A 25,697-nucleotide genomic window follows, 5' to 3' on the forward strand; every position below is an offset into this window, starting at 1 on the left:
CATTGCCCACCGGCCTCTAATGGAATAAAAGGAGGATGCCTCCAGATAAATACGGAGGGCACCTCCGTTTATCAAGGGGACTTCTCGGAAATGGCCGGAAAAAGTGACGGGTCCACCGTCCGAAAGCCGCGTGCGGATGCCGAACGCAATCGTCTTTTGCTGATGGAAACCGCAAAGACCGTGTTTGCCGGCAAGGGTTCCGGCGCCAGTCTGGAGGAAATTGCCCGCGCAGCCGGCGTTGGCATCGGAACGCTTTATCGCCACTTTCCGACGCGCGATGCGCTGGTTTCCGCCGTCTATCGCAACGAGACGACGCAGCTTGCCGCTGCGGCCAGGAGCCTGTCTGAAACGCATCCACCTGTTGAAGCGCTCCGCCTGTGGCTGGTGCAGTTCGTTGATTATGTCGTGACGAAACACGGCATGTCCGAGCTGCTGGATTCGCTTGTTGGAGGCACGTCCGAGCTCTATGCTGATTCTGTTACCCCGATCACCGACGCCATCCATCTGCTTATCGACCGCGCTACATCAGCCGGCGAAATCCGCCTGACGATGGACCCGCTCGATCTTCTGCGGGCACTTGCCGGTGGCGCGAGCATCAGCTGTGGCCCGGCTTGGCGGGTTGCGGCACGGCAGCTTATCGATATCCTGATTGCAGGTATGAGGCCCGGTCGATGAGGCATACGTGCCGTTCCGGTACAGCCGCCGCAGGCCCCCTCGCCTTTCGCTAACCGAAACCGTTCAGCTTTCCCTAAACCCTTGCCGGTAAAACCGTGGAGGTCCGGAAACAGGGAAACGGTCGATGAGCATTTCTGCAGTCACGCATACGGCTCTTTCGGGAATGCTGGCGCAGACGACGCGCGCAAGCGCGATCGCCAACAACGTCGCCAATGCAAGCACGCCGGGCTATGGCCGCCTGAACACCAGCTTTCAGTCCGTCGAACCCTCGGGCGTTCGGGCAAGCGTTAGCGCGACGGATCAGGGCGTGGATTTTGCGACCGAGCTCACCGACCTGATCGAGACCGAACAGAGCTACAAGGCGAATGCCGCGGTCTTCGAGACCGGTGCCGATCTCTGGGACGTGCTGATGAGCATCAAGCGCGACTGATCGCACCTCACCTTTTCAAACGATCGAATAAGCCACCGAACCGAGCGCCACCGCGCCGAAGGCGATCAGCATATAGCTCGTCGCGCGGCCGACCTTGGCCGCGAAATCGGCCGACAGCCGCTCCCTCGCGAGACTGACGGCACCGCTCAAGCAGAACCACCAGAGCAGCGATCCCATGAAAACGCCCGACACGATGGCAGCCGAGCTGAAGCGCCGTGTCTCCTCGGTCAGGCCAAGCCCGGCAAACAGCGCCCCGAAGGAGAGGATTGTCGCCGGATTGGAAATGGTCAGCAGAAAGGTCGAGACGGTCGTGTGCAGGAAGTCGGCCGCATCGATCTTCGCCGCCTTCATCTTCCCTTTGTTCTTCAGTCCCCGAAAGCCGAGCCACAACAACATCAGCCCGCCGCCAAGTGCCAGCGGAATGGTGGCCATCGACATGGTTTCGGAGAAGACCGCAATCCCCGTCACTGCGACCAGTGCATAACTCGCGTCTCCCAATGCCGTCCCCAGCCCGCCGGAAAAGCCGAACCAGAAGCCCTTCTCGAGACTTCTGTTGATGCAGAGCGTTCCGATAGGCCCAAGCGGCGCTGTGATGATGACGCCCAGCAGGGCGCCTTTCAGGAACAGAAGGAGCATTGTCCGCTTTTCTTCTTCTTGGTCGCTTGTCGGTCTTTGGACAGGCTCGTCTAAATCAAAAGGCCGCCAACTATGGCGGCCATCAGGCATATTCAACGAAAAGCGGTTAGTGCTGTGCCGGCACCACGGCATCGCCGCGCGCGGCCAGCGCTGCCAGATCGGCAGGCTTCAGCTCGACAGACTCACCGCAGCCGCAGGATGAAGTCTGGTTCGGATTGGTGAAAATGAAGCCGGAGCGAAGTGTCGTTGTCTCGAAGCCGAGTTCGGTGCCGAGCAGGTAGAGAACGGCCGATGGCTCAATCCAGACTTTCGCGCCGTCGCGCTCCATCAGGTCGTCCTTGGCATTGGGCTCCGTCACCATGTCGATGGTATATTCCATCCCGGCGCAACCACCCTTCTTGATGCCGACGCGAATGCCCTTGGCATCCGGGCCGCCGTTGCTGACGAGCGCCTTCACGCGCTCTGCGGCGGCTTCCGTCATGCTCATTACTGCAAAGCCCATGGGCTCAATCTCCTTCCACAACCGGGGTCAAGATCCGGCGCTTCATGAATCAATGTAAGGTGATCACCTTAATCGATCAATACCAGCCGGTCAGTACCAGCCAACTGCGACCTGCGCCTCCTCGGACATACGTTCCGGCGTCCACGGCGGATCGAAGGTCATTGAAACCTCGACGCCCAAAACGCCTTCGACAGCGCCGACGGCATTTTCCACCCAGCCCGGCATTTCGCCGGCAACCGGGCAGCCGGGTGCGGTCAGCGTCATCATGATCTTTACCATCCGGTCGTCTTCGATATCGATCTTGTAGATGAGGCCGAGCTCGAAGATGTCAGCCGGAATCTCCGGATCGTAGACGGTCTTGAGAGCGCCGATCACGTCGTCGCTGAGACGCGCCAGCTCCTCTTGGGGAATGCTGGAATGCACGATGCCTTCGCGCACGTCGATCTTCTCTTCATTCAGGCTCATGGCTTCTTCCTCAAGCAAAGAACTTGCGCGCATAGTCGAGCGCATCTGCAAGCGCATCCACCTCGGCGCGGGTATTATACATGCCGAAGGATGCACGGCATGTGGAGGTCACGCCGAAGCGTTTCAAGAGCGGCATGGCGCAATGCGTGCCGGCCCGCACGGCAACGCCCTGGCGATCGATCACCATCGAGACGTCATGGGCGTGAATACCGGCCAATTCGAAGGAGAAGATGGCGCCCTTGCCGGGAGCATTGCCGAAGACGCGCAGCGAATTGACCGCCTTCAGCCGCTCTTCTGCGTAAGCCGTCAGATCCGCCTCATGGGCTGCGATATTCTCGCGGCCGATCTTGTCCATATAGTCGAGCGCATAACCGAGCCCGATCGCCTGCACGATCGGCGGCGTGCCGGCCTCGAAACGATGTGGCGGATCATTATAGGTGACGATATCCTCGCTCACCTCGAAGATCATCTCGCCACCGCCCTGGAACGGCCGCATCTCCTTCAGCCGGTCCTTCTTGCCGTAGAGCACGCCGATGCCCGACGGGCCATAGAGTTTGTGACCGGTCATGACGTACCAGTCGCAATCGATATCCTGCACGTCGACGGGCAGATGCACGGCACCCTGCGAACCGTCGATCAGAACGGGAATGCCGCGCTCATGGGCGATGCGGCAGACTTCCTTGACCGGAACGATGGTGCCGAGCGCATTCGACATATGGGTGATGGCGACGAGCTTGGTCTTGTCGGTCAGGCTCTTTTCGAAATCCTCGATATGGAAGGCGCCTTCGTCATCGACGGGCACCCAGACAAGCTTGGCACCCTGTCTCTCGCGAATGAAATGCCAGGGCACGATATTGGAGTGATGCTCCATGATCGTCAGCACGATCTCGTCGCCTTCGCCGATCTTGGGCATGCCCCAACCGTAGGCAACTGTGTTGATCGCCTCGGTGGAATTCTTGGTGAAGACGATATCATCAACCGAAGGTGCGTTCAGGAAACGGCGAACCTTTTCGCGCGACGCTTCATAGGCTTCCGTGGCCGCATTGGAGAGGTAGTGAAGGCCGCGATGCACATTGGCATATTCATGGCTGTAGGCATGCGAGATCGCGTCGATCACCGCTTGCGGCTTCTGGGCGGAGGCGCCGTTGTCCAGATAGACCAGCGGCTTACCATGCACCTTCTCCGCAAGGATCGGGAAATCCCTGCGGATGGCTTCGACATCATAGGTGGTTGCCGGCACGATCTTGTCCATGGCGCTATCCGATCAGGCGTGCTTTTCCAGCCAGGCCGAAATGACGCCTTCCAGCGCCTCGACCAGGGCTTCGTCTTCCATTTCCTCAACGATCTCGGCAACGAAGGCGTTGACGAGCATGGCGCGCGCCTTGTTCTCCGGAATGCCGCGAGCCATCAGGTAATAGAGATGGTTGTGGTCGATATCGGCCACCGTCGCGCCATGGCCGCATTGCACGTCGTCGGCGAAGATTTCGAGCTCGGGCTTGACCGAGAATTCGGCGTCGTCGGACATCAGCAGCGTGTTGCAGGCCATTTTGGCATCAGTCTTCTGGGCATCGGGCGCGACCCGGATCATGCCCTGGAAGACGCCCTTGGCGCGATCGAAGACGACATTGCGGATCACTTCCGTCGAGCCGGTATTCGGCACGTCGTGGCCAAGCACCATCGTCACGTCGGTATGTGTATCGCCGCCGAGCAGGTTGATGCCGCGCAGTGTCAGGTCGGCGCCCTCGCCGCTCACCTTGATGTTCAGTTCCTGACGGACCAGCTTGCCGCCGGCATTGATGACGAAGAGCTTCAGCTTGGCGTCAGCGCCAAGATCGATGCGGATTTGGCCGAGATGCGTGTCTTCGCCACCCTGCTGCTGCAGGATGATCCAGGTAAGCTCGGTGCCCTGCCCGACCGTGATGTCACTGACATGCGACACGAGCGCTGCATCGCCGGTCACCGAATGGTGACGCTCGATGACGACACCCTTCACATTGGCACCGAAGCTGACCGGCAGACGGGTATGAATGTCGCCGCCGGCATGCACGAACTGGATTTCCAGCGGCTCTTCGAGCTCGGTGCCGTCAGGCACGTCGACCACATAGCCGTCCTTGACGAAACTGCCGTTGATGCGACCGACGGCATCGTCGCGTCCGAGTGCATCGAGATTGGCGGCGGCCGAACCGTCGGTCAGCTTTTCGGAATAGACCGAAACCGAGAGATCGCCGACTGAGGCTTTGTTGGCGGCCCTGCCCTGAATGACGGCAAGCACCGGAGAACCCTCAACCAGCGGCGCCAGCGCTTCCGAGCCGGCGTCACCCGCCTGCGCCGGAACGCTGCGCAGCAGGTTCTTGAGATCGGTATAGTGCCAGGCTTCGACGCGGCGCGTCGGCAGGCCTTCCTTCTTCAGGTCGTCGAGCAGCCGGTCGCGCAACGCGGTGACCGCGCCATTGCCCGGCAATTCGCCGATCTGGTGGTTGAACGCTTCAATCAGCGCCGATTCGGCCGCGGTCAGGCGGCTCGTCGTTTGCATGTTCATGGACGTCGTCCTTTCCGCCACGCTCAGGCTGCGGCGCCGATGATATCGGCGTAACCGTTGGCTTCCAGCTCATGGGCGAGCGTCTTGTCGCCGGACTTGATCACCTGGCCCTTGTAGAGAACGTGGACCGTATCCGGCACGATGTAATCGAGCAGGCGCTGGTAATGGGTGATGACGACGACGGCACGATCGGGCGACCGCAGCGCGTTGACGCCATCGGCCACGACCTTCAGCGCATCGATGTCGAGGCCGGAATCGGTTTCGTCGAGCACGCAGAGCTTCGGCTCGAGCAGCGCCATCTGCAGGATTTCGGCGCGCTTCTTTTCGCCGCCGGAGAAACCGACGTTCAGCGGGCGCTTCAGCATCTCGGTGTTGATCTGCAGCTTGCCGGCGGCTTCCTTGACGCGGCGCATGAAATCAGGCGTCGTCAGTTCGGCTTCGCCGCGTGCCTTGCGCTGCTCGTTCATCGCCACCTTCAAGAACTGCATGGTGGCGACACCGGGAATTTCGACCGGATACTGGAAGGCCAGGAAGATACCCTTGGCGGCGCGCTCGGCGGGATCGAGCTCGAGGATGCTTTCGCCGTTGTACAGAATATCGCCCTCGGTCACTTCGTAATCGCTGCGGCCAGAAAGGACGTAAGAGAGCGTCGACTTGCCAGAGCCGTTCGGGCCCATGATGGCGGCAACTTCGCCAGCCTTCACGGTGAGGTTCAGACCACGGATGATTTCGGTGCCGTCTTCGGCGATGCGGGCATGAAGGTTCTTGATTTCAAGCATCTTTGGTTCCTGCGTTTTCTCTGCGTAGCTCATCGGAGCCTCGCGTAATTTCTAAGGGCATTGACACGTTGTGCTCTGCGCTATGGCCAGAAGAAACGAATGACACGGACAAACGCGACCACGATGAGCCAAGGCCATTTGAGAAATTCCGGGATATCCGGAAACATCTTTGCCGATTTTTCCATGCGCTGCCGGAGAAACACATAGGGCTGCTCCGGCGGCATCTCCGTCTCGTATCTTTGCTCGCGGGGGCCTATCTTCGACAGGATCTCTCCGCGCATATTCGTCAGGCGTTCAAGAATTCGCTTCTTGTCCGCCTCGCTCATGTCAGCCGACTGAGCCTTCCAGCGAGATGCTGATCAGCTTCTGCGCCTCGACGGCGAATTCCATCGGCAGCTCCTGCAGCACTTCCTTGACGAAGCCGTTGACGATCAGCGCGATCGCCGCCTCGGTCGGAATGCCACGCTGCAGGCAGTAGAACAGCTGGTCTTCGGAAATCTTCGAGGTGGTCGCTTCGTGTTCAAACTGCGCCGTCGAATTCTTCGCTTCGATGTAAGGCACCGTATGGGCGCCGCACTTGTCGCCGATCAGCAGCGAGTCGCACTGCGTGAAGTTGCGGGCGTTGGACGCCTTGCGGTGGGCCGAGACCTGGCCACGATAGGTGTTCTGCGAAACGCCGGCGGCAATGCCCTTGGAGACGATGCGGCTCGACGTGTTCTTGCCGAGATGGATCATCTTGGTGCCGCTGTCGATCTGCTGATGGCCGTTGGAAACGGCGATCGAATAGAACTCACCACGGCTGTCATCGCCGCGCAGGATGCAGGACGGATACTTCCAGGTGATGGCAGAGCCGGTTTCGACCTGCGTCCAGGAGATCTTCGAACGGTCGCCGCGGCAATCGCCACGCTTGGTGACGAAGTTGTAGATGCCGCCCTTGCCGTTCTTGTCGCCCGGATACCAGTTCTGGACGGTGGAATACTTGATCTCGGCATCGTCGAGCGCAACGAGTTCGACCACGGCGGCATGCAGCTGGTTTTCATCGCGCTGCGGGGCGGTGCAGCCCTCGAGGTAGGAGACGTAAGCGCCTTCCTCAGCGATGATCAGCGTGCGCTCGAACTGGCCGGTGTTCTTCTCGTTGATGCGGAAATAGGTGGAAAGCTCCATCGGGCAACGCACGCCCTTCGGCACGAAGACGAAGGAGCCGTCGGTGAAGACGGCCGAATTCAGCGTCGCGTAGTAGTTGTCGGTCGTCGGAACGACGGAGCCGAGATACTTGCGCACGAGGTCCGGCTGCTCGCGGATGGCTTCCGAGATCGACATGAAGATCACGCCGGCCTTCTTCAGCTCTTCCTTGAAGGTCGTGACGACGGAGACGGAGTCGAACACCGCATCGACCGCGATCTTCGGCTTCTGCACGCCGGCCAGGATTTCCTGCTCCTTCAGCGGAATGCCGAGCTTCTCGTAGACCTTGAGGATTTCAGGATCGACGTCTTCGATCGACTTCGGGCCGGGCGAGCTCTTCGGCGCAGCGTAAAAGTGGATCTCGTTGAAATCGATCTTCGGATAATCGACGCGCGCCCAGGTGGGCTCTTCCATCGTCAGCCAGCGCTTGTAGGCTTCCAGGCGCCATTCGAGCATCCATTCCGGCTCCTGCTTCTTGGCAGAGATCAGGCGAATGGTGTCTTCGGAAAGGCCCTTGGGTGCCTTGTCCATCTCGATGACGGTTTCGAAGCCGTATTTATACTGGTCCACGTCGATCTGGCGGACGCGATCGACGGTTTCCTGGACAGCAGGCATGTCGTTCTCCAATCTTGCCGGAGAAAAGGTCCGGCAGCTTGTCGTGCGGGCAATTTTCTTTTGCCCCTGATATAAGCGGCCAAAAGGGACTTTTCAGCCCTGTTGGCAAGTAGAAATTTGCGTTTCCGCAAGTTTGTGAGGCGGTCAGGCCGCCTCGCCCGCCAGCTTTCGCCGGGAGGCAATTTTCGTAAAGGTGGCAATCGCCCTGTCCACGTCATCAGCCGTCGTCGAAAACCCGAGCGAGATGCGCAGAGCGCCGAGCTTCGGATCACGGCCCATCGCCGTCAGCACATGGCTTTCACCGACCCGGCCTGAAGAACAGGCCGAGCCCGCTGAAAGTGCCACGCCTTCGAGATCGAAGGCGATCTGCCCGGTCTCCGCCTTCATGCAAGGCAGGGTGAAGAAGATGGTATTGGCGACGCGTGGGCCACCGGCGCCGTGGATGATGACATCGGGCGCCGCAACGCGCATGCCGGCTTCCAGCCTGTCGCGCAGCACGGCAATGCCGGCATTGCGTTCCTCAAGATTCTGCAGCACGGCTTCCGCCGCCGCCCCGAAGCCGATCAGTGCCAGCGAGTTCTGTGTCCCCGAGCGGTGACCCTTCTCTTGGCCGCCGCCGCGGATCAGCGCCTTCGGCATCAGCGCTTCGCCACGGGCAATCAATGCGCCCGCACCCTTCGGCCCACCGATCTTGTGTGACGAAATGATCAGGAAATCCGCGCCGATCCGATCGATCTCGGTCGGCAGGCGGCCGGCCGCCTGGACGGCATCGACGACGAAGAGCCCGCCATGGGCGCGCACGATCCTGCCCGCCTCTTCGACTGGCTGGACGATGCCCGTCTCGTTGTTGACGAACATGATCGCCACCATCGGCAGGCCCGTCGCCTTGTCGTGGGCATCGAGAAGTTCGGAGAGCGCCTTCAGATCGACGATACCGGCATCGGTCACCGGGATCTCGGTCGTCTTGTCTTTCGGGAAGCGGCCGCCCTCGCGGACCGCCAGATGCTCGACGGCGGAATGATACAGACGGCCAAGCTTCATCGGCGTGCGGCCCATGCTGAATTCCGGCGTCAGTACCATATTGGCAGCTTCCGTGGCGCCACTGGTAAAGATAACATTGGAGGGATCGGCACCGGTCAGCAGTGCGATCTTGCGGCGCGCGCCCTCGATGGCCGCACGGGCAGCACGGCCTTCGCCGTGAACGGAATTAGGATTGCCGAAGATGTCCATGGCGCGCATGATCGCTTCACGCGCTGCAGGGTGCATCGGCGATGTTGCGTTCCAATCGAGATAAAGGCGTGGCGGCGCCATTGTCTTCGGTCCTGCGCTTGACGAGCTTGCTCAGGCGCGGCGGCGCATTTTTCTTGAAATTTCCGCCGGGCTTGCCTTATGACACATTCCACGCTGCGTGGATCGCCATGCAAGTTTCGAATTGTTCTAAACTGCGTTTTAGAAAAGCTGACAACAATCGTCAAGTCATGTTGTCACCAAACGTAGCGTGAACGCGAAATAAAACCCGGAGTACCGATGCCCGAAGTTATTTTCAACGGCCCAGCCGGCCGTCTTGAAGGCCGCTACCAGCCCTCCAAGGAAAAAAGCGCACCGATCGCCGTCATTCTGCACCCGCATCCGCAGTTTGGTGGCACGATGAACAACCAGATCGTCTACCAGCTCTTCTACATGTTCCAGAAGCGCGGTTTCACGACACTGCGCTTCAATTTCCGGGGCATCGGCCGCAGCCAGGGCGAATTCGACCATGGCGCGGGTGAGCTTTCGGATGCGGCTTCCGCGCTCGACTGGGTGCAGAGCCTCCATCCCGATTCGAAGACCTGTTGGGTCGCTGGTTACTCCTTCGGCTCCTGGATCGGCATGCAGCTTCTGATGCGCCGCCCGGAAATCGAAGGCTTCATGTCGATCGCGCCGCAGCCGAACACCTACGACTTCTCTTTCCTTGCCCCCTGCCCGTCCTCCGGCCTGATCATCAATGGCGAGGCGGACAAGGTGGCACCGGAAAAGGACGTCAACGGTCTCGTCGAGAAGCTCAAGACCCAGAAGGGTATTCTCATCACCCACCGCACTGTGCCGGGCGCCAACCACTTCTTCAACGGTCAGGTCGACACGCTGATGGCCGAGTGCGAGGATTATCTCGACCGTCGCCTCAACGGCGAGCTGGTGCCGGAACCGGCAGCCAAGCGGATCAGGTAACGGTCTGCCGCACGGCGGCCGTCATCTCGAATTCAACGCCCTTGATACCTTCGATAAAGATCGGCCCGCGCACCCGCATGCCGATCTTTTTCAATACGTGCTGCGAGGCGAGATTGTCCGGGTGCGTGAAGGCGATGAAATGCGGCGCAAAATCCCTGGAAAAGAACCAGTCGGCAAGGCTTCCGGCAATTTCCGTCGCATATCCCTTGCCCCATTCGCTGGCGTAAAGGGCATAGCCCATCTCATATTCGCCGGTGTGGTAGAGCGAGATCCCGGCACGGCCGATGAAGCGGCCATCCTCGCGGCTGACGATCTTGTATTTCGTCGTGCCGTCGCGCCCCTGCTCGGCAAGATATGTCGCCAACCGCTCTTCGCATTTTTCTCGCGACCAAGGGGCGGCGCCAGACATGTATCGCGTCGTTTCGATCGTCGAATGCAGGTCGAAAATCAGGCCCGCATCACCGTCGTCCCACATTTTCGCGATGAGGCGCGGCGTTTCGAAGATAATCCCGTCCGTCATCTCGCCGGCTCCGCCAACACGCCGCCGGTCACTGGCTGGCTGACGCCCGTCGTGCCGGGATAGGTGAGCGGTAGCCCCTCCAGCGAGCGTACCGCCAGATAAGCCCACGCCTCTGCCTCCATCGCATCGCCATCGAAACCCGCCTGTTCGGCGCTCATGACTGCCGAGCCCCTCTTGCCGGCCATGTCGGCGAATTCTGCCATGATCGTGCCGTTCAGCCGGCCGCCGCCGCAGACGATATAGACGGAGGGGCTTTCCGGCAGATAGCCGGCCGATTTGACGATCGAGGCGGCGGCGACATGCGCAAGCGTGCGCGCGCCGTCCTCAAGGCTCGCCTCGCCATCGACAAGTGGCTTGAAATCGCCACGGTCGAGCGAGCGGCGGATATTGCCTTGGAAGAAAGGGCTGCCGAGATAGCGAGCGGCGATATCAGCCACTACCTGCCCGCGCTCGGCGATCTCTCCGCCGGGATCGTAAGTCTTGCCGGTTTGCATCTCTACCCACTGGTCGATCAGCGCATTGCCGGGGCCGCTGTCGAAGGCCGCGATGCGCCCGTCCACGCCGATATAGGTGAGGTTCGAAATGCCGCCGATATTGACGAAGCAGACCGTCTGTCCCTCTTGCTGGAAGCGGCCGGCAAGGGCTGCATGATAGGCCGGCACCAGCGGCGCACCCTGCCCGCCATGGGCCATGTCGTTGGCGCGCATGTCGTAGACGACGGGAATGCCGGTGCGTTCCGCCAGCAACTCTCCATCGCCGATCTGGATCGTCAGCGCATCGTCTGGTCGGTGCAGCACGGTCTGGCCGTGGAAGCCGAGCACGTCGATATCGCCGCTAGCGAGCCCGAATTTCTGGAGAAATGCCGTAACGGCATCTTCATGACGTTGGGTGAGTTCAATTTCGATCTCACGAAGTTCATTGGGCCGTGTGCTGCGATCGCTCAGCTGCCGCGCCAAGTCGAGCGCACGCTTCAGCCGCTCGCGAAAACCGGCATCATAGGCCACACCCAGGAACGGACCGCGCTCGATGAAGCCTCGCCCGTCGGTTCTGAGCAGTGCCACATCGATGCCGTCCATCGAGGTGCCGCTCATCAGGCCGATTGCAGTCCTGACGATATCCATTGCGCCGCGCGCCTTTCATGCGATTCCCGGATGCACTTTTGGAAAAACAGTGCTAAACGCGCCGCGACGGTTCAACAAGCGTCAATCCCATTCCCGTTCGACGTTCAAGAGACGAAGCCCATGCCCGAGTTCAAGTCCGATTTCCTCCGCACGCTGCAAGAGCGCGGCTTCATTCATCAGATTTCCGATGAAAGCGGCCTCGACGATCTCTTCGCCAAGGAAACCGTGACGGCCTATATCGGCTTCGATCCGACCGCACCCAGCCTGCACGCCGGATCGCTCATCCAGATCATGATGCTGCACTGGATGCAGAAGACCGGCCATCGCGCCATCTCGCTGATGGGCGGCGGCACCGGCATGGTCGGCGACCCCTCCTTCAAGGAAGAGGCCCGCCAGCTGATGACCGTCGATACGATCGAAGGCAACATCGCCTCCATCAAGCGCGTCTTCTCGAACTACCTGAATTACGGCGACGGTCCGAAGGACGCGCTGATGATCAACAATGCCGAATGGCTGCGCTCGCTGAACTACCTCGAGTTCCTGCGCGATGTCGGCAGGCATTTCTCGGTCAACCGCATGCTGGCCTTCGACAGCGTCAAGACCCGCCTCGACCGTGAGCAGTCGCTGTCCTTCCTGGAATTCAACTACATGATCCTCCAGGCCTATGACTTCGTCGAGCTTGCCAAGCGATACGATTGCCGCCTGCAGATGGGCGGTTCGGACCAGTGGGGCAACATCGTCAACGGCATCGACCTCGGTCACCGCATGGGGACGAAGCAGCTCTACGCGCTGACATCACCGCTGCTGACGACCTCCTCGGGCGCCAAGATGGGCAAGTCGGCGACCGGTGCTGTCTGGCTGAATGCCGATATGCTCTCGACCTATGATTTCTGGCAGTACTGGCGCAACACCGAGGATGCCGACGTCCAGCGCTTCCTGAAGCTCTACACCACGCTGCCTATGGATGAGATCGCCCGCCTCTCGGCACTCGCCGGCTCCGAAATCAACGAGGTCAAGAAGATCCTCGCGACCGAAGTCACCGCGATCCTGCACGGCCGCGAAGCTGCCGAACAGGCAGCCGAGACGGCACGCAAGACCTTCGAGGAAGGCGGCCTCTCCGACAACCTGCCGTCCGTCGAGGTTCCCGCCTCCGAGCTCGACGCCGGCATCGGCCTTCTGTCGTTGATCGTGCGCGCCGGCCTTGCCGCGTCCAACGGCGAAGCCCGCCGTCACGTCCAAGGCGGCGCTGTGCGCATCAACGATCAGGCGGTCAGCGACGAGCGCCGGATGATCGGCAGCGGGGAAATCACCGCCGATGGCGTCATCAAGCTGTCGCTCGGCAAGAAGAAGCACATCCTGATCCGCCGTGCAGCGTAAACCGCGCAAGCGATAGGATCCCAAAAGCCGGCCTTCGCGCCGGCTTTTTCTTTGCAGACAAACTTCGTCTTTTTCTTCGGCGTCATGCTCGGCCTTGTGCCGAGGATCTGCTGCGTTGACTGCAGATGCTCGGGACAAGCCCGACCATGACAAAAGAGGAGTTGGCCGATCTTGTCAGCAGTTTGAAGCGGGCGCCTGTCTCGGCTTTCCAATTCCTTACTGGAATTCGAAGATCTGGCGGAAGACGCCGGGGGCAATCACCGACAGTGGGTTAATCTGCAGGTTCGGCTGGTCGAACTTGCCGGTCAGCTTGAAGGTAATGCCGATCAGGCCGCGGTCCGAGCCGTTGCCGAGGATGATGCCGATCAGCGGCAGCTCGGCAAAGAGACGGTTGAGACCATAGGCCGGCATGAAGGTGCCGGTCATGTCCATGTTGCCCTTGGCATTGCGCACCACGCCCTGGAAGGTCGCGCCGATCTGGTCGCCGCGCAGCACGCCGTTTTCGATGGAGATCGCCCCGCCGCGCGAGACGACACGGGCAAAGCCGCGCTGGAAGCGCTGCGAGGAGGTATCGATATCGCGTTTGACGGCTTCGTTCAGCGTGCGCTGGTCCGAACCGACAGGTGTGGAAACGATCGAGCGCAGGCGCTGCTCGTTGACGATCGAGAAACGGCGTACATCGACCGAACCATCCCAGCCGCCGCCTGCATTGAGGCGGACCGCCAGATTGAGCAGGCCGCCCTGCATATGCTGATAGAGATCGGCAAAGCGCGACACCGAGCCGGCATCGCCGCTGGTGACGTTGATGACGCCGCCGCCCTGCATCTGGCTGACGACAGCCTCGCCGCTGTCGGTGATCCCGGAGAAATTCAATGATTGCAGCCTGCTGCCGCTCAAGCCGATCTGCGCCTGGAAATTACTGATTTTCTCGTCGTTGAAGCCGATGATGTTCTGCAGCTTCGCCCGCACGCTCACGCCAGTGGCATCGCCGCCGTCACCATCGTCCCCGGAATCCGATTTCAGCCGGTCGATGATCGGCCGCACGTCGGCGCTGGCGCCGGAGATGGAGATATCGTAGCTGCCCTTCCCGCGCTTCAGCGACAGCGCGAAATCATCGACGGAGGAAAGCTTCACGCTGTCGAAATCCGCCGACATCAGGCCGCTTTTGCCGATCACGAGTGCGCCCGTTGCGCCGAAGCCATCACCCTTCAGGCGGAAATTCCTGACTTGCGTATTGTCAGGCGGGCCGGAAACCTCGAATTCGGCATTGGCGGGAATGCCGCTGCCCTTCGACCAGCCGATCCAGGGCAGTTCGAGCGATGCCTTGCCGAGATCGAGCTGCACGTCCTGACGATCCTCGTCGAGGCGCGTCAGGACCAGCTTGACGCTGCCGCCAAGGATGCCGGACAGGCCAGGCAACAGCCTGTCGCGCTGGTCGCCGTTCAGTGTTGCCGTAATCACGCGCTGCGGCTCGATGCCGGAAGATTTGTCGACGGGCTCCAGCATATCGATATCGGCGGATACGCCGTCGATGTCGGCCTTGCCCTTGACCTTCACCTGCTGCGGATCGGCGTCGAGCGTACCGTCGAGATTGGTGATGATGCGTCCCGAGAACGGTTTGGCAAGCGCAATGTCGGTGAGCTTCATCTGCGCCGTCCACTCAGGCGGCGGCGGATTCTGCGAGGACAGAAGCCCGAACTGCGCCTGCACATGCGCGTCGATATTGCCCTTGAGGTCGTCGGGCACGAAGCCCGCCCGCTGCAGCACCTTGATCGGCTTGTAGGTCAGAAGCTCGCCCACCGCATCGGCAGAACCTGAAACGGAAATGTCCGCAACGGCCATCAGCGGCTTGTCATAGACCGACGGCAGTACGAAGGTGCCCGGCTGCACCGTTACTGAACGCCCGGACGGGAAATAGGAGGTGCCGCTCTTTAGCGAGATCGCCGCCCGTCCGCCTGTCAGGTCGAAATGCGCGGCCGTATCGCGTATCGGGGGGATCTCGCCGGCGACATTCATGCGCGTCCCGGCGATATCGAAGGCGATGCGGAGCTGGTTTTCGTCGAGCCGCAGGCCGCGTCCTCTCGCAGCCTCATCCAGCCGGCCCGGCGGAATGAAGACGGAAATGGAAGCGTCGGTCACCACGCCGCCGAAGAGGTTTGCAAGCACCCATACCCGCGCTTTGGACGCCATCCAATAGGGCCAGAGCTGTTTGATCGCCGTCGTCTGCATCTGCTGCGACTGGCCGACAAAGCTGATTTCGGGCGATTTGTCGTTCAGCCGAAGATGCAGAGCGCCGTAGAGCGAACCGAGCGGCGAGGAAGCCACCATGTTGGAAAACTGGAACTCGCGGCCGGCGACGAGATAGCGCCCGGTCGCCTGCAGGTCGAAGGACAGCGGTTGCTCGCCGGAGTTTGGCGCCGCCGTGCCGCCACTGATAAGCGCATCGATGCCGAACCCCTTGCCTGCATTGGGATCGAGCTTGTCGAGGTCGATCACTGCACCGCTGATCGGCAGCACGGTCGGGCCGAGATGCAACCGCGACTTGGCGATCTCCAGTGTCTGCTTGTCGAAGTCATAGGCAAGATTGAACTGGCCGTCCGTCAGTTCCTGCGAATCGCCATCGACATAGATCAGGCCGGGGTCGAGATTGAGCGCTGCATTGAGCGTCGGCTTGACGCCATCGGCGGCCCGCACGGCGGACAGAGTGAGGTTGCCGAATGAGTTGAGGCCCTGGCGGATATCCCCCTGCTCGTTGCGCTTCAGCGCAAAAGGCGCCAGGTCGACATGCGTCAGCGTGGCGACGAGCCGCGATGCATGGCCGCCCGCCTCCTCGGTGATGACGTTGAGATCGGCGGTCTCGCCATTGATCGAGATCTGTCCGCTCAGCTGCAGCGAGCTCGGCCCGGCATGTTCAAAGGCGAGGTTGTCGACCACCAGCGAGACCGGCCCGTTTGCCGTGTCTGCGAGCTTTATGTCGATACCCGAGATGCGCACCGAGTCCGTGCCGCCGCGCTCGACGAAGGTCCGGAACATGTCGAGATGCGAAAAGATCGCCTCCATTGCCGCCGGAATCGCATCCACACGCAGATTGTCGAGCTTTACCGGATCACCCGAGGGAAGCAGTGAGGTGTCGAGCGCGATATCGTCCGCCTCGACCGACGTCACGGCGATGCGGCCGCGGAAGAGCTGCAGCGGATCCAGCGCCATGCGCATCGACGATGTGGTGGAAAGATGCTGGCCGCTCTGCTGGTCGATCATGTTGACGTCGCGCGCTTCGAGCGCCAACCGCAGGCCGGAGGTGAAGCGGATGACGGTGGAGCCGACTTCGGCCCGGTAGCGCGGCCCCAGTGCACCGTTCAGCGCCGATTGCGCCTGCTGTGACAGCGGCGCGTCGATAATTCCGCTTTCGATGGTGAAAACGATCGCCGCCAGGATGAACAGGATCACTGCGCAGAAGCCGCTGGCGGCTTTTGCGGTGCCGCGCATGCGTGAGCGCGGCGGCGGGCAATGCACGATGAGGGGATCCTCCGCTTGCGCGGAAGGCAGGTTGTGCAAGGCGACGATATCCTTCTTGCGAAACGTGACTTTTTCGCCGCGGATGGCTGACATGCGCCTTGGGAAACTCCTGGATCTGATTTGAATCACTCTGGGCGGGACACCGTTTCGTCCACTATATAACCCGTCTGATATAGTATCTCTCCTAAACCCGGCAAAAGAAAGTTTTGAGAATGACTGCTCCCGGTATTGGTTCTGCTGCTCCCGATTTCAGCCTCCCGCGCGATGGCGGCGGCCGCATTTCACTCTCGGATTTTCAGGGAAAGCCGGTGGTCCTGTTCTTCTACCCCAAGGATGACACCACGGGCTGCACCACCGAATCACTGGATTTCACAGCACTTGCCGATGAGTTCGCGGCTGCCGGAGTTATCGTCGTCGGCATGTCGCCCGATTCGGCGACCTGCCATGACCGCTTCATCAAGAAGCACAAGCTGACGGTTGCCCTTGCCTCCGACGAGGACAGGACGACGCTGCAGGCCTATGGTGTGTGGAAGGAAAAGAAGATGTATGGCCGCACCTTCATGGGCGTCGAGCGTACGACCTTCCTGATCCGCAGGGACGGCACCATCGCCACCATCTGGCAGAAGGTGAAGGTCGCGGGCCATGCCGAAACGGTGCTGGCAGCCGTCAGGAATCTTGCCGCGTGACGACCATCACTTCGCTGCGCGGCGGCGCGATCGATGCGATCCGCTCCGCCGATCTCGATCGCAAGACGGATCTAGCGCAGGAAAGCGCTAACAGGTGGTTTGCGCGGCGCATCTCGCTGCGCTCGCCGCTGGACGCACCCCTTCCGGAACGTCCCGGCCGGCCGGAAAAGCCGCTGCTGGTGCCGCCGACCCAGGTTGGAAAACGCTCGCTCCATACCGTGCATGGCCGCGTCGCCCTGTTGCACGCGATCGCCCATATCGAACTCAACGCTGTCGATCTGGCGCTCGATATCGTTGCGCGATTCGCCTCGGCACATGTGCCGAACTCCTTCTTCGATGGCTGGATGCAGGTGGCCTTCGAAGAGGCCAAGCACTTTCGCTTGGTGCGCAAGCGGCTGAATGATCTCGGCGCCGATTATGGCGATCTTCCCGCCCATGACGGTCTCTGGCAGGCGGCACATTCGACCCGCAACGACCTGACGGCCCGGCTTGCCGTCGTGCCCCTGATTCTCGAAGCGCGCGGTCTTGATGTTACGCCTGCGCTGCAGGCCAAGATGCGCGAGACCGGCGACCTCGAAAGTGCTGCCGTTCTCGACGTCATCTACAACGACGAGAAAGGTCATGTCGCCGTCGGCGCAAAATGGTTCCGCTTCCTCTGCGCCCGGGAAAAGCGCGATCCGGCAAGGACGTTTCAGGAGCTGGTGCGGGCTAATTTCCGCGGTCCGCTGAAGGCGCCGTTCAACGATGTGGCGCGCGCCGAAGCCGGGCTGACGCCCTCCTTTTATCGCGCGCTGACATCGACGAGCCAAAGCTGAACGGCAAAGTTCCCTAACGTTGCGTAAACCACTTATTAACCATAACTATATGTAATTAATCCCAATGACGCGGGCGCTGGAACCGCGCATCTTTGGGGGGCCCTCCGTGACGAGCGGACATCACAGTCGGGTATTCGGCAAGAGGGCACAGGAACACATCCTCATTCTCGCAAGTGGCGACAGAGTGCGCCACATGACGGTGAAGCCGTGGATGGCTGCCGTCGCCTTCTGCTTCGTCGGTGTCTTTTCCATAGGCTATTTGCTTGCCACCTCCTACCTCGTGCTGCGCGACGATCTGATTGGCGCGACCATGGCCCGCCAGGCCCGCATGCAGCATGATTATGAAGACCGCATCGCAGCGCTCCGCGCACAGGTCGACCGCATCACCTCCCGCCAGCTTCTCGACCAGCAGGTCGTCGAGGACAAGGTCGACAAGCTGATGGAGCAGCAGATGGCGCTGACCTCGCGTCACGGAAAGCTCGACAACTTGCTCGACCGTGCTGAAAGCTCCGGCCTGACTGGCAAGGATGCGCCCGCCGCGGACGTGCCTGCACAATCCTATGCGCCTGATATCAAGGACAAGCGCGCTTCGCTGACCGGCGGCGCGCAAGCAATTGAAAAGCTTCTGGCGGGCGATAATCAGCCAGCCGATGCCGGGGCACCCGATAATTCCACCCTCGCCTATGTTCCATCGGAGGAAACCGTCGGCGATCGCGCCGACCGTGTCTTTTCCAAGGTCACGCTCTCGCTGAAGACCGTCGAGCAGGACCAGAAGAGCCGCATCGAGCAGCTGACGAGCGATGCCGGCAATGCCGCCGATACGATCAAAGGCGTGCTCGATCGTTTCCATATCGAAATCCCGGCAGAGACCATTGCCGCCAAGGAAGACGAGGACAGCGCCGTCGGCGGTCCTTATGTGGAGCCTGAAAGCAACGACGACTTCAACAATTCGCTCGTCCAGCTTGATGGCGCGCTGACGCGTCTGGAAGCCGTGCGCAGCACCGCCGAAGCCCTGCCCTTCCGTAACCCGGCCATAGGCAAGGAAGTCACCAGCCCCTTCGGCAACCGGCGCGATCCGTTCCTCGGCCGGCTTGCCCTTCATTCCGGCATCGACTTCCGCTTCTCGCCCGGCGAGAGGATCCGCCCCACCGCGCCCGGCAAGGTGGTCGCGGCCGGCTGGACCGGCGGTTATGGCAACATGGTCGAGGTCGATCACGGCAACGGCATTTCGACACGCTACGGCCATATGTCCGAGATTCTGGTGAAGGTCGGCGACACGGTCGACCGCAACGATGCCATAGGTTTGGCCGGCAGCACGGGCCGCTCCACAGGCACGCACCTGCATTATGAGGTGCGTCAGGATGGGCATGCCGTCGACCCGATCTATTTCATGAATGCCGGCCTTAAACTTGCCACTTATATAAAATAGCCGATCTGGGTAACGAACACTTCACCTCAACCCCGGGGTGAAGCCGCTATTCCTTGACTTGCCGGCCGTTTCGGACTATGTCGCGCAGCATTGCGGCATGCAATCCCGCCGACTCGCCAGAGACCGGCCGAACGGAACGGAAACAGTTTTCCCTTTGACGACATTTGCTGATCTTGGTTTGAGCCCCAAAGTGCTCTCCGCTGTTACCGATGCGGGCTACACGATCCCCACTCCCATTCAAGCTGGGGCAATCCCCTTCGCGCTTGAACGTCGTGACATCTGCGGCATCGCGCAGACCGGCACCGGCAAGACGGCCTCCTTCGTTCTTCCCATGCTGTCGCTTCTGGAAAAGGGCCGCGCCCGCGCCCGCATGCCCCGCACGCTGATCCTGGAGCCGACCCGCGAGCTGGCCGCCCAGGTTGCCGAAAACTTCGAGAAATACGGCAAGAATCATCGTCTCAACGTCGCCCTCCTCATCGGCGGCGTTTCCTTTGAAGACCAGGACCGCAAGCTGGAGCGCGGCGCAGATGTATTGATCTGCACCCCCGGCCGTCTCCTCGACCATTTCGAGCGCGGCAAGCTCCTGATGAGCGGCGTGGAAATCCTCGTCATCGACGAGGCCGACCGCATGCTCGACATGGGCTTCATTCCCGATATCGAGCGCATCGCCAAGCTGATCCCCTTCACCCGCCAGACGCTGTTCTTCTCGGCCACCATGCCGCCGGAAATCCAGAAGCTCGCGGACCGCTTCCTGCAGAACCCGGAGCGGATCGAAGTTTCCAAGCCGGCTTCGGCATCGGTCACCATCACGCAGCGTTTTGTCGCCTCTCACGACAAGGATTACGAGAAGCGCGCTACATTGCGTGACCTCGTCCGCGCTCAGACCGATCTGAAGAACGCGATCATCTTCTGCAACCGCAAGAAGGATGTCGCTGATCTCTTCCGTTCGCTGGAGCGTCATGGCTTCTCGGTCGGCGCCCTGCATGGTGACATGGACCAGCGCTCGCGCATGGCCATGCTTGCCAACTTCAAGGACGGCAACATCCAACTGCTCGTCGCTTCCGACGTCGCCGCCCGCGGCCTCGATATTCCCGATGTCAGTCACGTCTTCAATTTCGACGTGCCGATCCACGCGGAAGACTATGTTCATCGTATCGGCCGTACCGGCCGCGCCGGTCGTTCCGGTGCTTCCTTCACCATCGTCACCCGCCGCGACCAGAAACATGCCGACGCGATCGAAAAGCTGATCGGCGAAAAGGTCGAATGGCAGAGCGGCGATCTGTCCTCTCTGCCGCCGGCCGAAGAGAGCCGCGACAGCGAGCGGTCTCCCCGCCGCGGCAAGGGCCGTGAACGGGACAAGGATCGTGGCCGCGAGCGTGAACGCCGGCCTGCGAGTCATAAATCTGATATCAATGCCGAAGATAATGGCATTGAAGTCGTGGAAGCAGCACCAGCAAGACCAGTAAGGGCCGAAACCGTGAAGAACGAGCGCAAAGCAGAACCGAAGCCGCAGAACAACGCGCGCAACGCTCGGCAGTATCCGGCGAACGATGACAATCGCGAGCGCCGTCGCCATCGTGACCACGATGATGGCCCGACGCCGGTTGGCTTTGGTGACGATATTCCCGCTTTCATGCTGATCGCCGGCTACGCAAAGGCCTAATTGCCCGATGGGCACGCCCGGCATCGATTTCCCAGGCCTCGGTGTAGGCCTGGTTATTTTGCGCGACGGCAAAATCCTCCTCTACAAGCGTATGCGTCCACCTGAAGCCGGCTACTGGAATATTGTCGGCGGCAAGGTCGATCATATGGAGCCGGCTGAGGAAGCCGCGCGCCGCGAGGCGGAAGAAGAAACGGGGCTCACCATCGGTCGCATCGAACGAATCGGCTCGACCGAGCAGATCATCGAAGCAGACCGCCAGCACTGGATTTCCCTTCTCTATATCGCCCGTGAAGTGACCGGCGAGCCGCAGCTCACGGAACCGGACAAGCTCTCGGATTTTGGCTGGTTCGGCCTTGCCGACCTGCCCGAGCCGCTCTCGGCCTTCACCAGGGTTGCGATATCATCTCTTCCGGCCGGGCAATTGCGCTGATCATTCAGCCCGCAATGCGGCTTCATAGGCAAGCCGCACCCAGCGCGCCATGACGTCAGGGTCATCATAGGCCTCTTCAGGAATGCTCCAGTAAGGCATCTTCACCGGCGCACCCTTCTTGCCCTCGTAGAACCATTGGCTGGCGCCGGCCGCCGTAAATTCCGCCGCGCTCTTCTCGTCGGCCTTCAGCAGGATCTCGTCGCGCACTTCCAGTGCCAGGATCCGGCCGAGGTGGTAGATGCCCTTGCCGCCGAACATGGGCTTGATGGTGACAGGCCCAAGCGACTGAAACATTTCCTCGATGCCGGCATTGTCCATGGCCTGTCGCTCCTCTTGCGTGGCGAGCCAGCTAAATCGAATGATAGCCGCGGTTCAAATAGAGAAGCGCCGGGTGGATCTCGGTGAAACGAACGGCGGCGACCTCGCCGAAGATGACGTTATGGGTCGGCATTTCCTTGATGTCGGTCACCCGGCAGTCGAAGACGGCAAGCGCATCGGCAAGCACCGGGGCGCCCGTTGCCAGCGTTTCGAAGCGGGCGCTCGAGAAACGATCCTCGTTTTCCAGATGCGTGCGGCCTGAAAAAGCATCGGCAACGGCCTGATGATGGGCGCCGAGTGAGTTCAACGCGAAGATGCCGCTGCGGAAGAAGATCTCGTTCTTCACATTGGTATTGTTGAGACAGACGAGGACGGAAGCCGGATGGTCGGATACCGAGCAGGCGGCCGTGATGGTGACGCCGCGGCGGGCCTCACCCATGGCCGTCGTCACGAGTTGCACGTGGCCGGCATAGCGGCTCATGGCGTCGCGATAGAGGCCGGGATCGATATGCTGCCTGTTCAACACATGCTTCTCCGCGTTCGGTGTCTTGTTCTTGTTATTTCACCAATATGGCGGGCATCGGTTACCTTTTCTACAATGGCACCCGCGAAAAGCTGCGGAACCTGCTTGTTTTTCTTTGACGATTGTCGCCGTGCGGATAAAAGGGCATGGACAAGACGAGAGACCTGCACCTTTCATGACGACCCTGCGTGTCATAGCCGCCCTTCTGTCGCTGATGGCGTTGACGGCCGAAAGCCGTGCGGCCGGCGTGACGATCGGAGTCGTGGCGCCGCAAGGGGGCACTTTTGCATCGCTCGGCGCCCAGATCTTCGCAGGAGCGAATTTCCAGATCCAGCAGGCGGGCGATACGGTCGTCCCTATCAACGAGACCTGCCAGGACAATAGCGGCCAGGCGATCGCCGATGCGCTGATCGCTGCCAAGGTCCAGATCGCGATCGGCTTCCTGTGCAGCGAGACGCTGGAAGGCGCACTGCCGAAGCTGAAGGACGCCAGTATCCCTGCCATCACCGTATCAGTACGCTCACGCATCCTGATGGAAGATTCGCTGAAAAACGGCTGGCCCCTCTTCCGCCTCGGCCCGCAGGATAGTGATGAAGCTGCCAAGATCATCCAGATCATCCTGCAGCAATGGACGGCTTCTCCGATCGCCCTCATCGAAGATGGTACGATCCACGGCCGTGAACTGACGGAAGCCGTGCGCAACGCGCTGGAAGAAAATGGCCTGAAGCCCGTTTTCACCGACACCTACCGGCCGGGGCAGGAACAGCAGATCGGCCTCGTGCGCCGCCTGAAGCGGGCCGGTGCTACCAAGGTTTTCATCGGCGGTGACAGGAACGATGTCGCCACCATCGCCCGTGACGCGAGGGCCGAAAACATCCCGCTCGACATCCTGAGCGGCGATGCGATGCGCGCTGCAAACCAGCCGCTCGCGCTGGCGGATGGCGTGCGCGCCGTTGCCATCCCCGAATATGCGCTTCTGCCGGATGCGGCTGCGACCGTCGCGGCCCTGCGCGCGGCTGGAATCGAGCCGGAAGGCTATGTCCTGCCGGCAGCGGCCGCCGCGCTGATTGCCAGCCAGGCCGTGCAGGCTGCGATGGCCGAAGGCAAGCCGGTTGCCGAAAAGCTGATCAGCACGGAATTCCACACGCCCATCGGACCGGTCACCTTCATGCCGGCCCATGAGCTTTCGCAAAATCCCTATCGTCTTCTCGAATGGCGCGGCGATGCTTTCGTCCCGCCTGCCGACGGGACCGACTGACCTATTGACAATGCCGGGAGGCGGCTTGCCCGCTGCCGGTTGAGATGGAGACCGAGACCCATGACGACACTGCCCATCCGCATCGCGCCGTCGATCCTGGCGGCAGATTTTGCAAAGCTCGGCGAGGAAGTACGCAACGTTACCGCAGCCGGCGCCGACTGGATCCATCTCGACGTCATGGACGGGCATTTCGTGCCGAACATCTCCTTCGGTCCTGACGTTATCAAGTCGTTGCGCTCCTATACGGATGCGACCTTCGACTGCCATCTGATGATCTCGCCGGCCGACCCCTATCTGGAGGCTTTCGCCAAGGCCGGCTGCGACCGCATCACCGTGCACGCAGAGGCAGGACCGCATCTGCACCGCTCGCTGCAGACGATCCGCCATCTCGGCAAGAAGGTCGGTGTCACGCTCAATCCGGCAACGCCGCTTTCCGTGGTCGAGAACGTGCTTGACGATGTCGACCTCATTCTCATTATGTCCGTCAACCCCGGTTTCGGCGGCCAGAAATTCATTCCGGCAATGGCAGACAAGATCGCAGCGGCGAAGTCACTCATCGGTGATCGCCCGATCGAGCTTGAGGTGGACGGTGGCGTGACGGTCGATACCGCGCCCACCGTGGCAAAGGCCGGCGGCAATGTGCTCGTCGCCGGATCGGCAATTTTCAAGGGCGGCTCGGTCGAGTCCTATCGCCAGGCCATCACCGCCCTTCGCAACGCGGCTGAGGGAGCTCGCTAATGACGAAGCGCATGTTTATGGGCGGGTTTTTCGCCGCCCTGCTGACCGGCATGGCCGCTACGGCCTCGGCCGGCGACATTGCCAATATGCAGCCGGTCGGTTTCTCGGCCGATGGCAAGATCTTTGCCTTCCAGGAATTCGGCATGAAGGATGGAAAGGTGCCCTATTCGGATACCTTTTTCATCGACACCGAAACCGGTGAAAACCTTGAAGGCACGCCCTTCCATCTGGAGCTGACAGACAAGGACGCTGATCTTTCCAAGGCGCGCCGACAGAACCTGACGGCTGCCCGCAAGCAGATGGACAAATACGACCTTCTGACCAATCCGGGCCTGATCGCCGCCTTCAACCCGCCGACCGAGCTCGGCTCGCCGATGAAGACGATCCGCTACACGACGCTTGCCAACGATGGCCCGCCGCGCGGCGCCTATACGCTGCTGCTCGGTGACGCCGATGTCGCAAAGCCGGATAGCTGCAAGGACGTCAACCGCGTCACCGGCTTTACGCTGCAACTCATCGAAAAGGACGGTGCGCCGCATCGCCAGCTGGTGCATGAAGACAAGTCGCTGCCGGATGATCGGGGCTGCACGGTCGAATATCGCATGGGCGGCGCCCTCGTCTACCAGCCGGAATCGGCAAAGCCTGTTCACATCGCCCTCATTCTGGCGCTGAGCGCCGCGCCGGACGGCCGCAACGGCCGCTGGATCGCCGTTCCGGTTCACCCCTGAGAATGAACCGTCTGCGGGCGGCATGGCCGTCCTTTTCAGAATTTTTCATCGGCGCCCCGCTCTGGGGCGTCCAGATGCTGCTCTCGGTCATGGTCGGCCTCTACCTGCGCAATGGATGGGAAACGAGCCACGTGCTCGATCTCTCCATCCTCTATTTTAGCGGCGGGCTGCTCTCCTGGCCCTTCAACCTGCTTGTGGGGCGCTATTTCGCCCTGGGCCATAAGGTGGAGACGCGTTTCGCCGCTTTCTTCCTGGCGTTGACGACCGGTACGGTCCTGATGACAGCCTTTCTCTTCGCCATGGACTACCGGATTTTCTATGCCCGCTGGCATGCGCCGTTCGGCTCGGTCATCTGGATGTTCCAGTTTGTCTTCACCGGCGCCAGCGCCGTTTATCAGTTCCTCGTTATCGGTCTGGGGCTATTTCTGCCCCTTGGACTGGTCTGTCTTTTCGCCACCAGCCTGGCTCTTGCCAAACGCATGCGTTGAGATTGCCGGCCGTCTTTGCTACAGGGGCCGCAGCTACTGTCACGAAATGAAGGCGCTCG

The 25,697-nt window shown here is 61.1% G+C and carries 27 protein-coding genes; 13 read left to right on the forward strand and 14 right to left on the reverse strand.

Translation table 11 applies throughout. From position 1 onward, the window contains the following. Positions 1-90 precede the first annotated feature (90 nt). Both AC1DUP_RS28045 and AC1DUP_RS28050 read left to right on the forward strand, forming a co-directional pair. Positions 91-675, forward strand: coding sequence for a TetR/AcrR family transcriptional regulator (locus AC1DUP_RS28045; protein WP_113310643.1), 585 nt, complete (start codon positions 91-93; stop codon positions 673-675). A gap of 124 nt (positions 676-799) precedes the next feature. Next, positions 800-1,105, forward strand: coding sequence for a flagellar basal body protein (locus AC1DUP_RS28050; protein ID WP_113310644.1), 306 nt, complete (start codon positions 800-802; stop codon positions 1,103-1,105). A gap of 15 nt (positions 1,106-1,120) precedes the next feature. On the opposite strand, the gene AC1DUP_RS28055 is transcribed toward AC1DUP_RS28050, so the two are convergent. The 9 genes from AC1DUP_RS28055 to AC1DUP_RS28095 form a co-directional block, all read right to left on the reverse strand. Then, a complete protein-coding gene (locus AC1DUP_RS28055; protein ID WP_113310645.1) occupies positions 1,121-1,741 on the reverse strand; it encodes a LysE family transporter in 621 nt (206 codons plus the stop codon). Positions 1,742-1,847: 106 nt separating this feature from the next. After that, positions 1,848-2,243, reverse strand: coding sequence for a Fe-S cluster assembly scaffold SufA (gene sufA, locus AC1DUP_RS28060; RefSeq protein ID WP_113310646.1), 396 nt, complete (start codon positions 2,241-2,243; stop codon positions 1,848-1,850). Between the two features lie 90 nt (positions 2,244-2,333). After that, positions 2,334-2,708, reverse strand: coding sequence for an SUF system Fe-S cluster assembly protein (locus tag AC1DUP_RS28065; protein WP_113310647.1), 375 nt, complete (start codon positions 2,706-2,708; stop codon positions 2,334-2,336). A gap of 10 nt (positions 2,709-2,718) precedes the next feature. Beyond that, positions 2,719-3,960 (reverse strand): cysteine desulfurase, encoded by a 1,242-nt coding sequence (locus tag AC1DUP_RS28070; RefSeq protein WP_113310648.1) that lies wholly within the window; start codon positions 3,958-3,960, stop codon positions 2,719-2,721. A 12-nt stretch (positions 3,961-3,972) separates the two neighbouring features. Continuing rightward, positions 3,973-5,247 carry a Fe-S cluster assembly protein SufD gene (gene sufD, locus AC1DUP_RS28075; protein ID WP_113299412.1) on the reverse strand — a complete coding sequence of 425 codons (1,275 nt, stop codon included), beginning with the start codon at positions 5,245-5,247 and terminating at the stop codon, positions 3,973-3,975. Positions 5,248-5,270: 23 nt separating this feature from the next. Then, positions 5,271-6,026, reverse strand: a complete 756-nt coding sequence (gene sufC / locus AC1DUP_RS28080; protein WP_477835970.1) for a Fe-S cluster assembly ATPase SufC — start codon at positions 6,024-6,026, stop codon at positions 5,271-5,273. A gap of 80 nt (positions 6,027-6,106) precedes the next feature. Continuing rightward, complete coding sequence (locus AC1DUP_RS28085) at positions 6,107-6,352, reverse strand: hypothetical protein (protein WP_113299413.1); 246 nt, start codon at positions 6,350-6,352, stop codon at positions 6,107-6,109. Between the two features lies 1 nt (position 6,353). Continuing rightward, positions 6,354-7,823 carry a Fe-S cluster assembly protein SufB gene (sufB, locus tag AC1DUP_RS28090; protein WP_113299414.1) on the reverse strand — a complete coding sequence of 490 codons (1,470 nt, stop codon included), beginning with the start codon at positions 7,821-7,823 and terminating at the stop codon, positions 6,354-6,356. 144 nt (positions 7,824-7,967) lie between these two features. Beyond that, positions 7,968-9,134, reverse strand: coding sequence for a cysteine desulfurase family protein (locus AC1DUP_RS28095; protein WP_477835973.1), 1,167 nt, complete (start codon positions 9,132-9,134; stop codon positions 7,968-7,970). A gap of 216 nt (positions 9,135-9,350) precedes the next feature. Between AC1DUP_RS28095 and AC1DUP_RS28100 the strand changes: the two genes are divergently transcribed. Further along, the gene (locus AC1DUP_RS28100; protein ID WP_025668882.1) at positions 9,351-10,028 is read left to right on the forward strand and encodes an alpha/beta hydrolase; all 678 of its coding nucleotides are present in this window, start codon (positions 9,351-9,353) and stop codon (positions 10,026-10,028) included. Here the strand turns inward: AC1DUP_RS28100 and AC1DUP_RS28105 are convergent. Both AC1DUP_RS28105 and AC1DUP_RS28110 read right to left on the reverse strand, forming a co-directional pair. Further along, complete coding sequence (locus tag AC1DUP_RS28105; RefSeq protein ID WP_477835975.1) at positions 10,021-10,548, reverse strand: GNAT family N-acetyltransferase; 528 nt, start codon at positions 10,546-10,548, stop codon at positions 10,021-10,023. The genes AC1DUP_RS28100 and AC1DUP_RS28105 overlap by 8 nt on opposite strands. Beyond that, positions 10,545-11,669, reverse strand: a complete 1,125-nt coding sequence (locus AC1DUP_RS28110) for an anhydro-N-acetylmuramic acid kinase (RefSeq protein ID WP_477835977.1) — start codon at positions 11,667-11,669, stop codon at positions 10,545-10,547. The genes AC1DUP_RS28105 and AC1DUP_RS28110 overlap by 4 nt, the downstream gene beginning before the upstream one ends. Before the next feature lie 120 nt (positions 11,670-11,789). On the opposite strand from AC1DUP_RS28110, the gene tyrS reads away from it, so the two are divergent. Continuing rightward, the gene (tyrS, locus tag AC1DUP_RS28115) at positions 11,790-13,046 is read left to right on the forward strand and encodes a tyrosine--tRNA ligase (RefSeq protein ID WP_477835979.1); all 1,257 of its coding nucleotides are present in this window, start codon (positions 11,790-11,792) and stop codon (positions 13,044-13,046) included. Positions 13,047-13,262: 216 nt separating this feature from the next. Here the strand turns inward: tyrS and AC1DUP_RS28120 are convergent, their stop codons facing one another. Further along, positions 13,263-16,655, reverse strand: a complete 3,393-nt coding sequence (locus AC1DUP_RS28120; RefSeq protein WP_477835981.1) for a hypothetical protein — start codon at positions 16,653-16,655, stop codon at positions 13,263-13,265. 119 nt (positions 16,656-16,774) lie between these two features. Between AC1DUP_RS28120 and AC1DUP_RS28125 the strand changes: the two genes are divergently transcribed. The 5 genes from AC1DUP_RS28125 to AC1DUP_RS28145 all read left to right on the forward strand — a co-directional run bounded on the left by AC1DUP_RS28125 (position 16,775) and on the right by AC1DUP_RS28145 (position 21,585). Continuing rightward, positions 16,775-17,248, forward strand: coding sequence for a peroxiredoxin (locus AC1DUP_RS28125; RefSeq protein ID WP_477835983.1), 474 nt, complete (start codon positions 16,775-16,777; stop codon positions 17,246-17,248). After that, entirely contained in the window at positions 17,245-18,063 is an 819-nt protein-coding gene (locus AC1DUP_RS28130; protein WP_113310657.1) for a ferritin-like domain-containing protein, read from the forward strand. The genes AC1DUP_RS28125 and AC1DUP_RS28130 overlap by 4 nt, the downstream gene beginning before the upstream one ends. 106 nt (positions 18,064-18,169) lie before the next feature. Further along, on the forward strand, positions 18,170-19,492 hold the full coding sequence (locus AC1DUP_RS28135; RefSeq protein WP_477835985.1) for a peptidoglycan DD-metalloendopeptidase family protein: 1,323 nt from the start codon (positions 18,170-18,172) through the stop codon (positions 19,490-19,492). Between the two features lie 97 nt (positions 19,493-19,589). Beyond that, positions 19,590-21,155: a DEAD/DEAH box helicase gene (locus AC1DUP_RS28140; RefSeq protein WP_477835987.1), complete on the forward strand. Its 1,566-nt coding sequence runs from the start codon at positions 19,590-19,592 to the stop codon at positions 21,153-21,155. 7 nt (positions 21,156-21,162) lie between these two features. Then, a complete protein-coding gene (locus AC1DUP_RS28145) occupies positions 21,163-21,585 on the forward strand; it encodes an NUDIX domain-containing protein (RefSeq protein ID WP_477835989.1) in 423 nt (140 codons plus the stop codon). Here the strand turns inward: AC1DUP_RS28145 and AC1DUP_RS28150 are convergent, their stop codons facing one another. Together AC1DUP_RS28150 and AC1DUP_RS28155 are read right to left on the reverse strand one after the other, a co-directional pair. Then, entirely contained in the window at positions 21,586-21,903 is a 318-nt protein-coding gene (locus AC1DUP_RS28150) for a TfoX/Sxy family protein (protein ID WP_113310659.1), read from the reverse strand. 31 nt (positions 21,904-21,934) lie between these two features. Further along, positions 21,935-22,429 carry a flavin reductase gene (locus tag AC1DUP_RS28155; RefSeq protein WP_113299425.1) on the reverse strand — a complete coding sequence of 165 codons (495 nt, stop codon included), beginning with the start codon at positions 22,427-22,429 and terminating at the stop codon, positions 21,935-21,937. A 172-nt stretch (positions 22,430-22,601) separates the two neighbouring features. Between AC1DUP_RS28155 and AC1DUP_RS28160 the strand changes: the two genes are divergently transcribed. From AC1DUP_RS28160 to AC1DUP_RS28175, 4 genes are read left to right on the forward strand one after another with little or no spacing between them, the layout of a single operon-like run. Continuing rightward, positions 22,602-23,684: an ABC transporter substrate-binding protein gene (locus tag AC1DUP_RS28160; RefSeq protein ID WP_477835991.1), complete on the forward strand. Its 1,083-nt coding sequence runs from the start codon at positions 22,602-22,604 to the stop codon at positions 23,682-23,684. A 60-nt stretch (positions 23,685-23,744) separates the two neighbouring features. After that, on the forward strand, positions 23,745-24,422 hold the full coding sequence (gene rpe, locus AC1DUP_RS28165) for a ribulose-phosphate 3-epimerase (RefSeq protein WP_113299427.1): 678 nt from the start codon (positions 23,745-23,747) through the stop codon (positions 24,420-24,422). Next, positions 24,422-25,150: a DUF2259 domain-containing protein gene (locus AC1DUP_RS28170; RefSeq protein WP_113299428.1), complete on the forward strand. Its 729-nt coding sequence runs from the start codon at positions 24,422-24,424 to the stop codon at positions 25,148-25,150. The genes rpe and AC1DUP_RS28170 overlap by 1 nt, the downstream gene beginning before the upstream one ends. Before the next feature lie 2 nt (positions 25,151-25,152). Next, a complete protein-coding gene (locus tag AC1DUP_RS28175; protein ID WP_477835994.1) occupies positions 25,153-25,638 on the forward strand; it encodes a hypothetical protein in 486 nt (161 codons plus the stop codon). Positions 25,639-25,697: the final 59 nt, after the last annotated feature.

It is taken from the genome of Rhizobium sp. 01L419 (assembly GCF_056400025.1).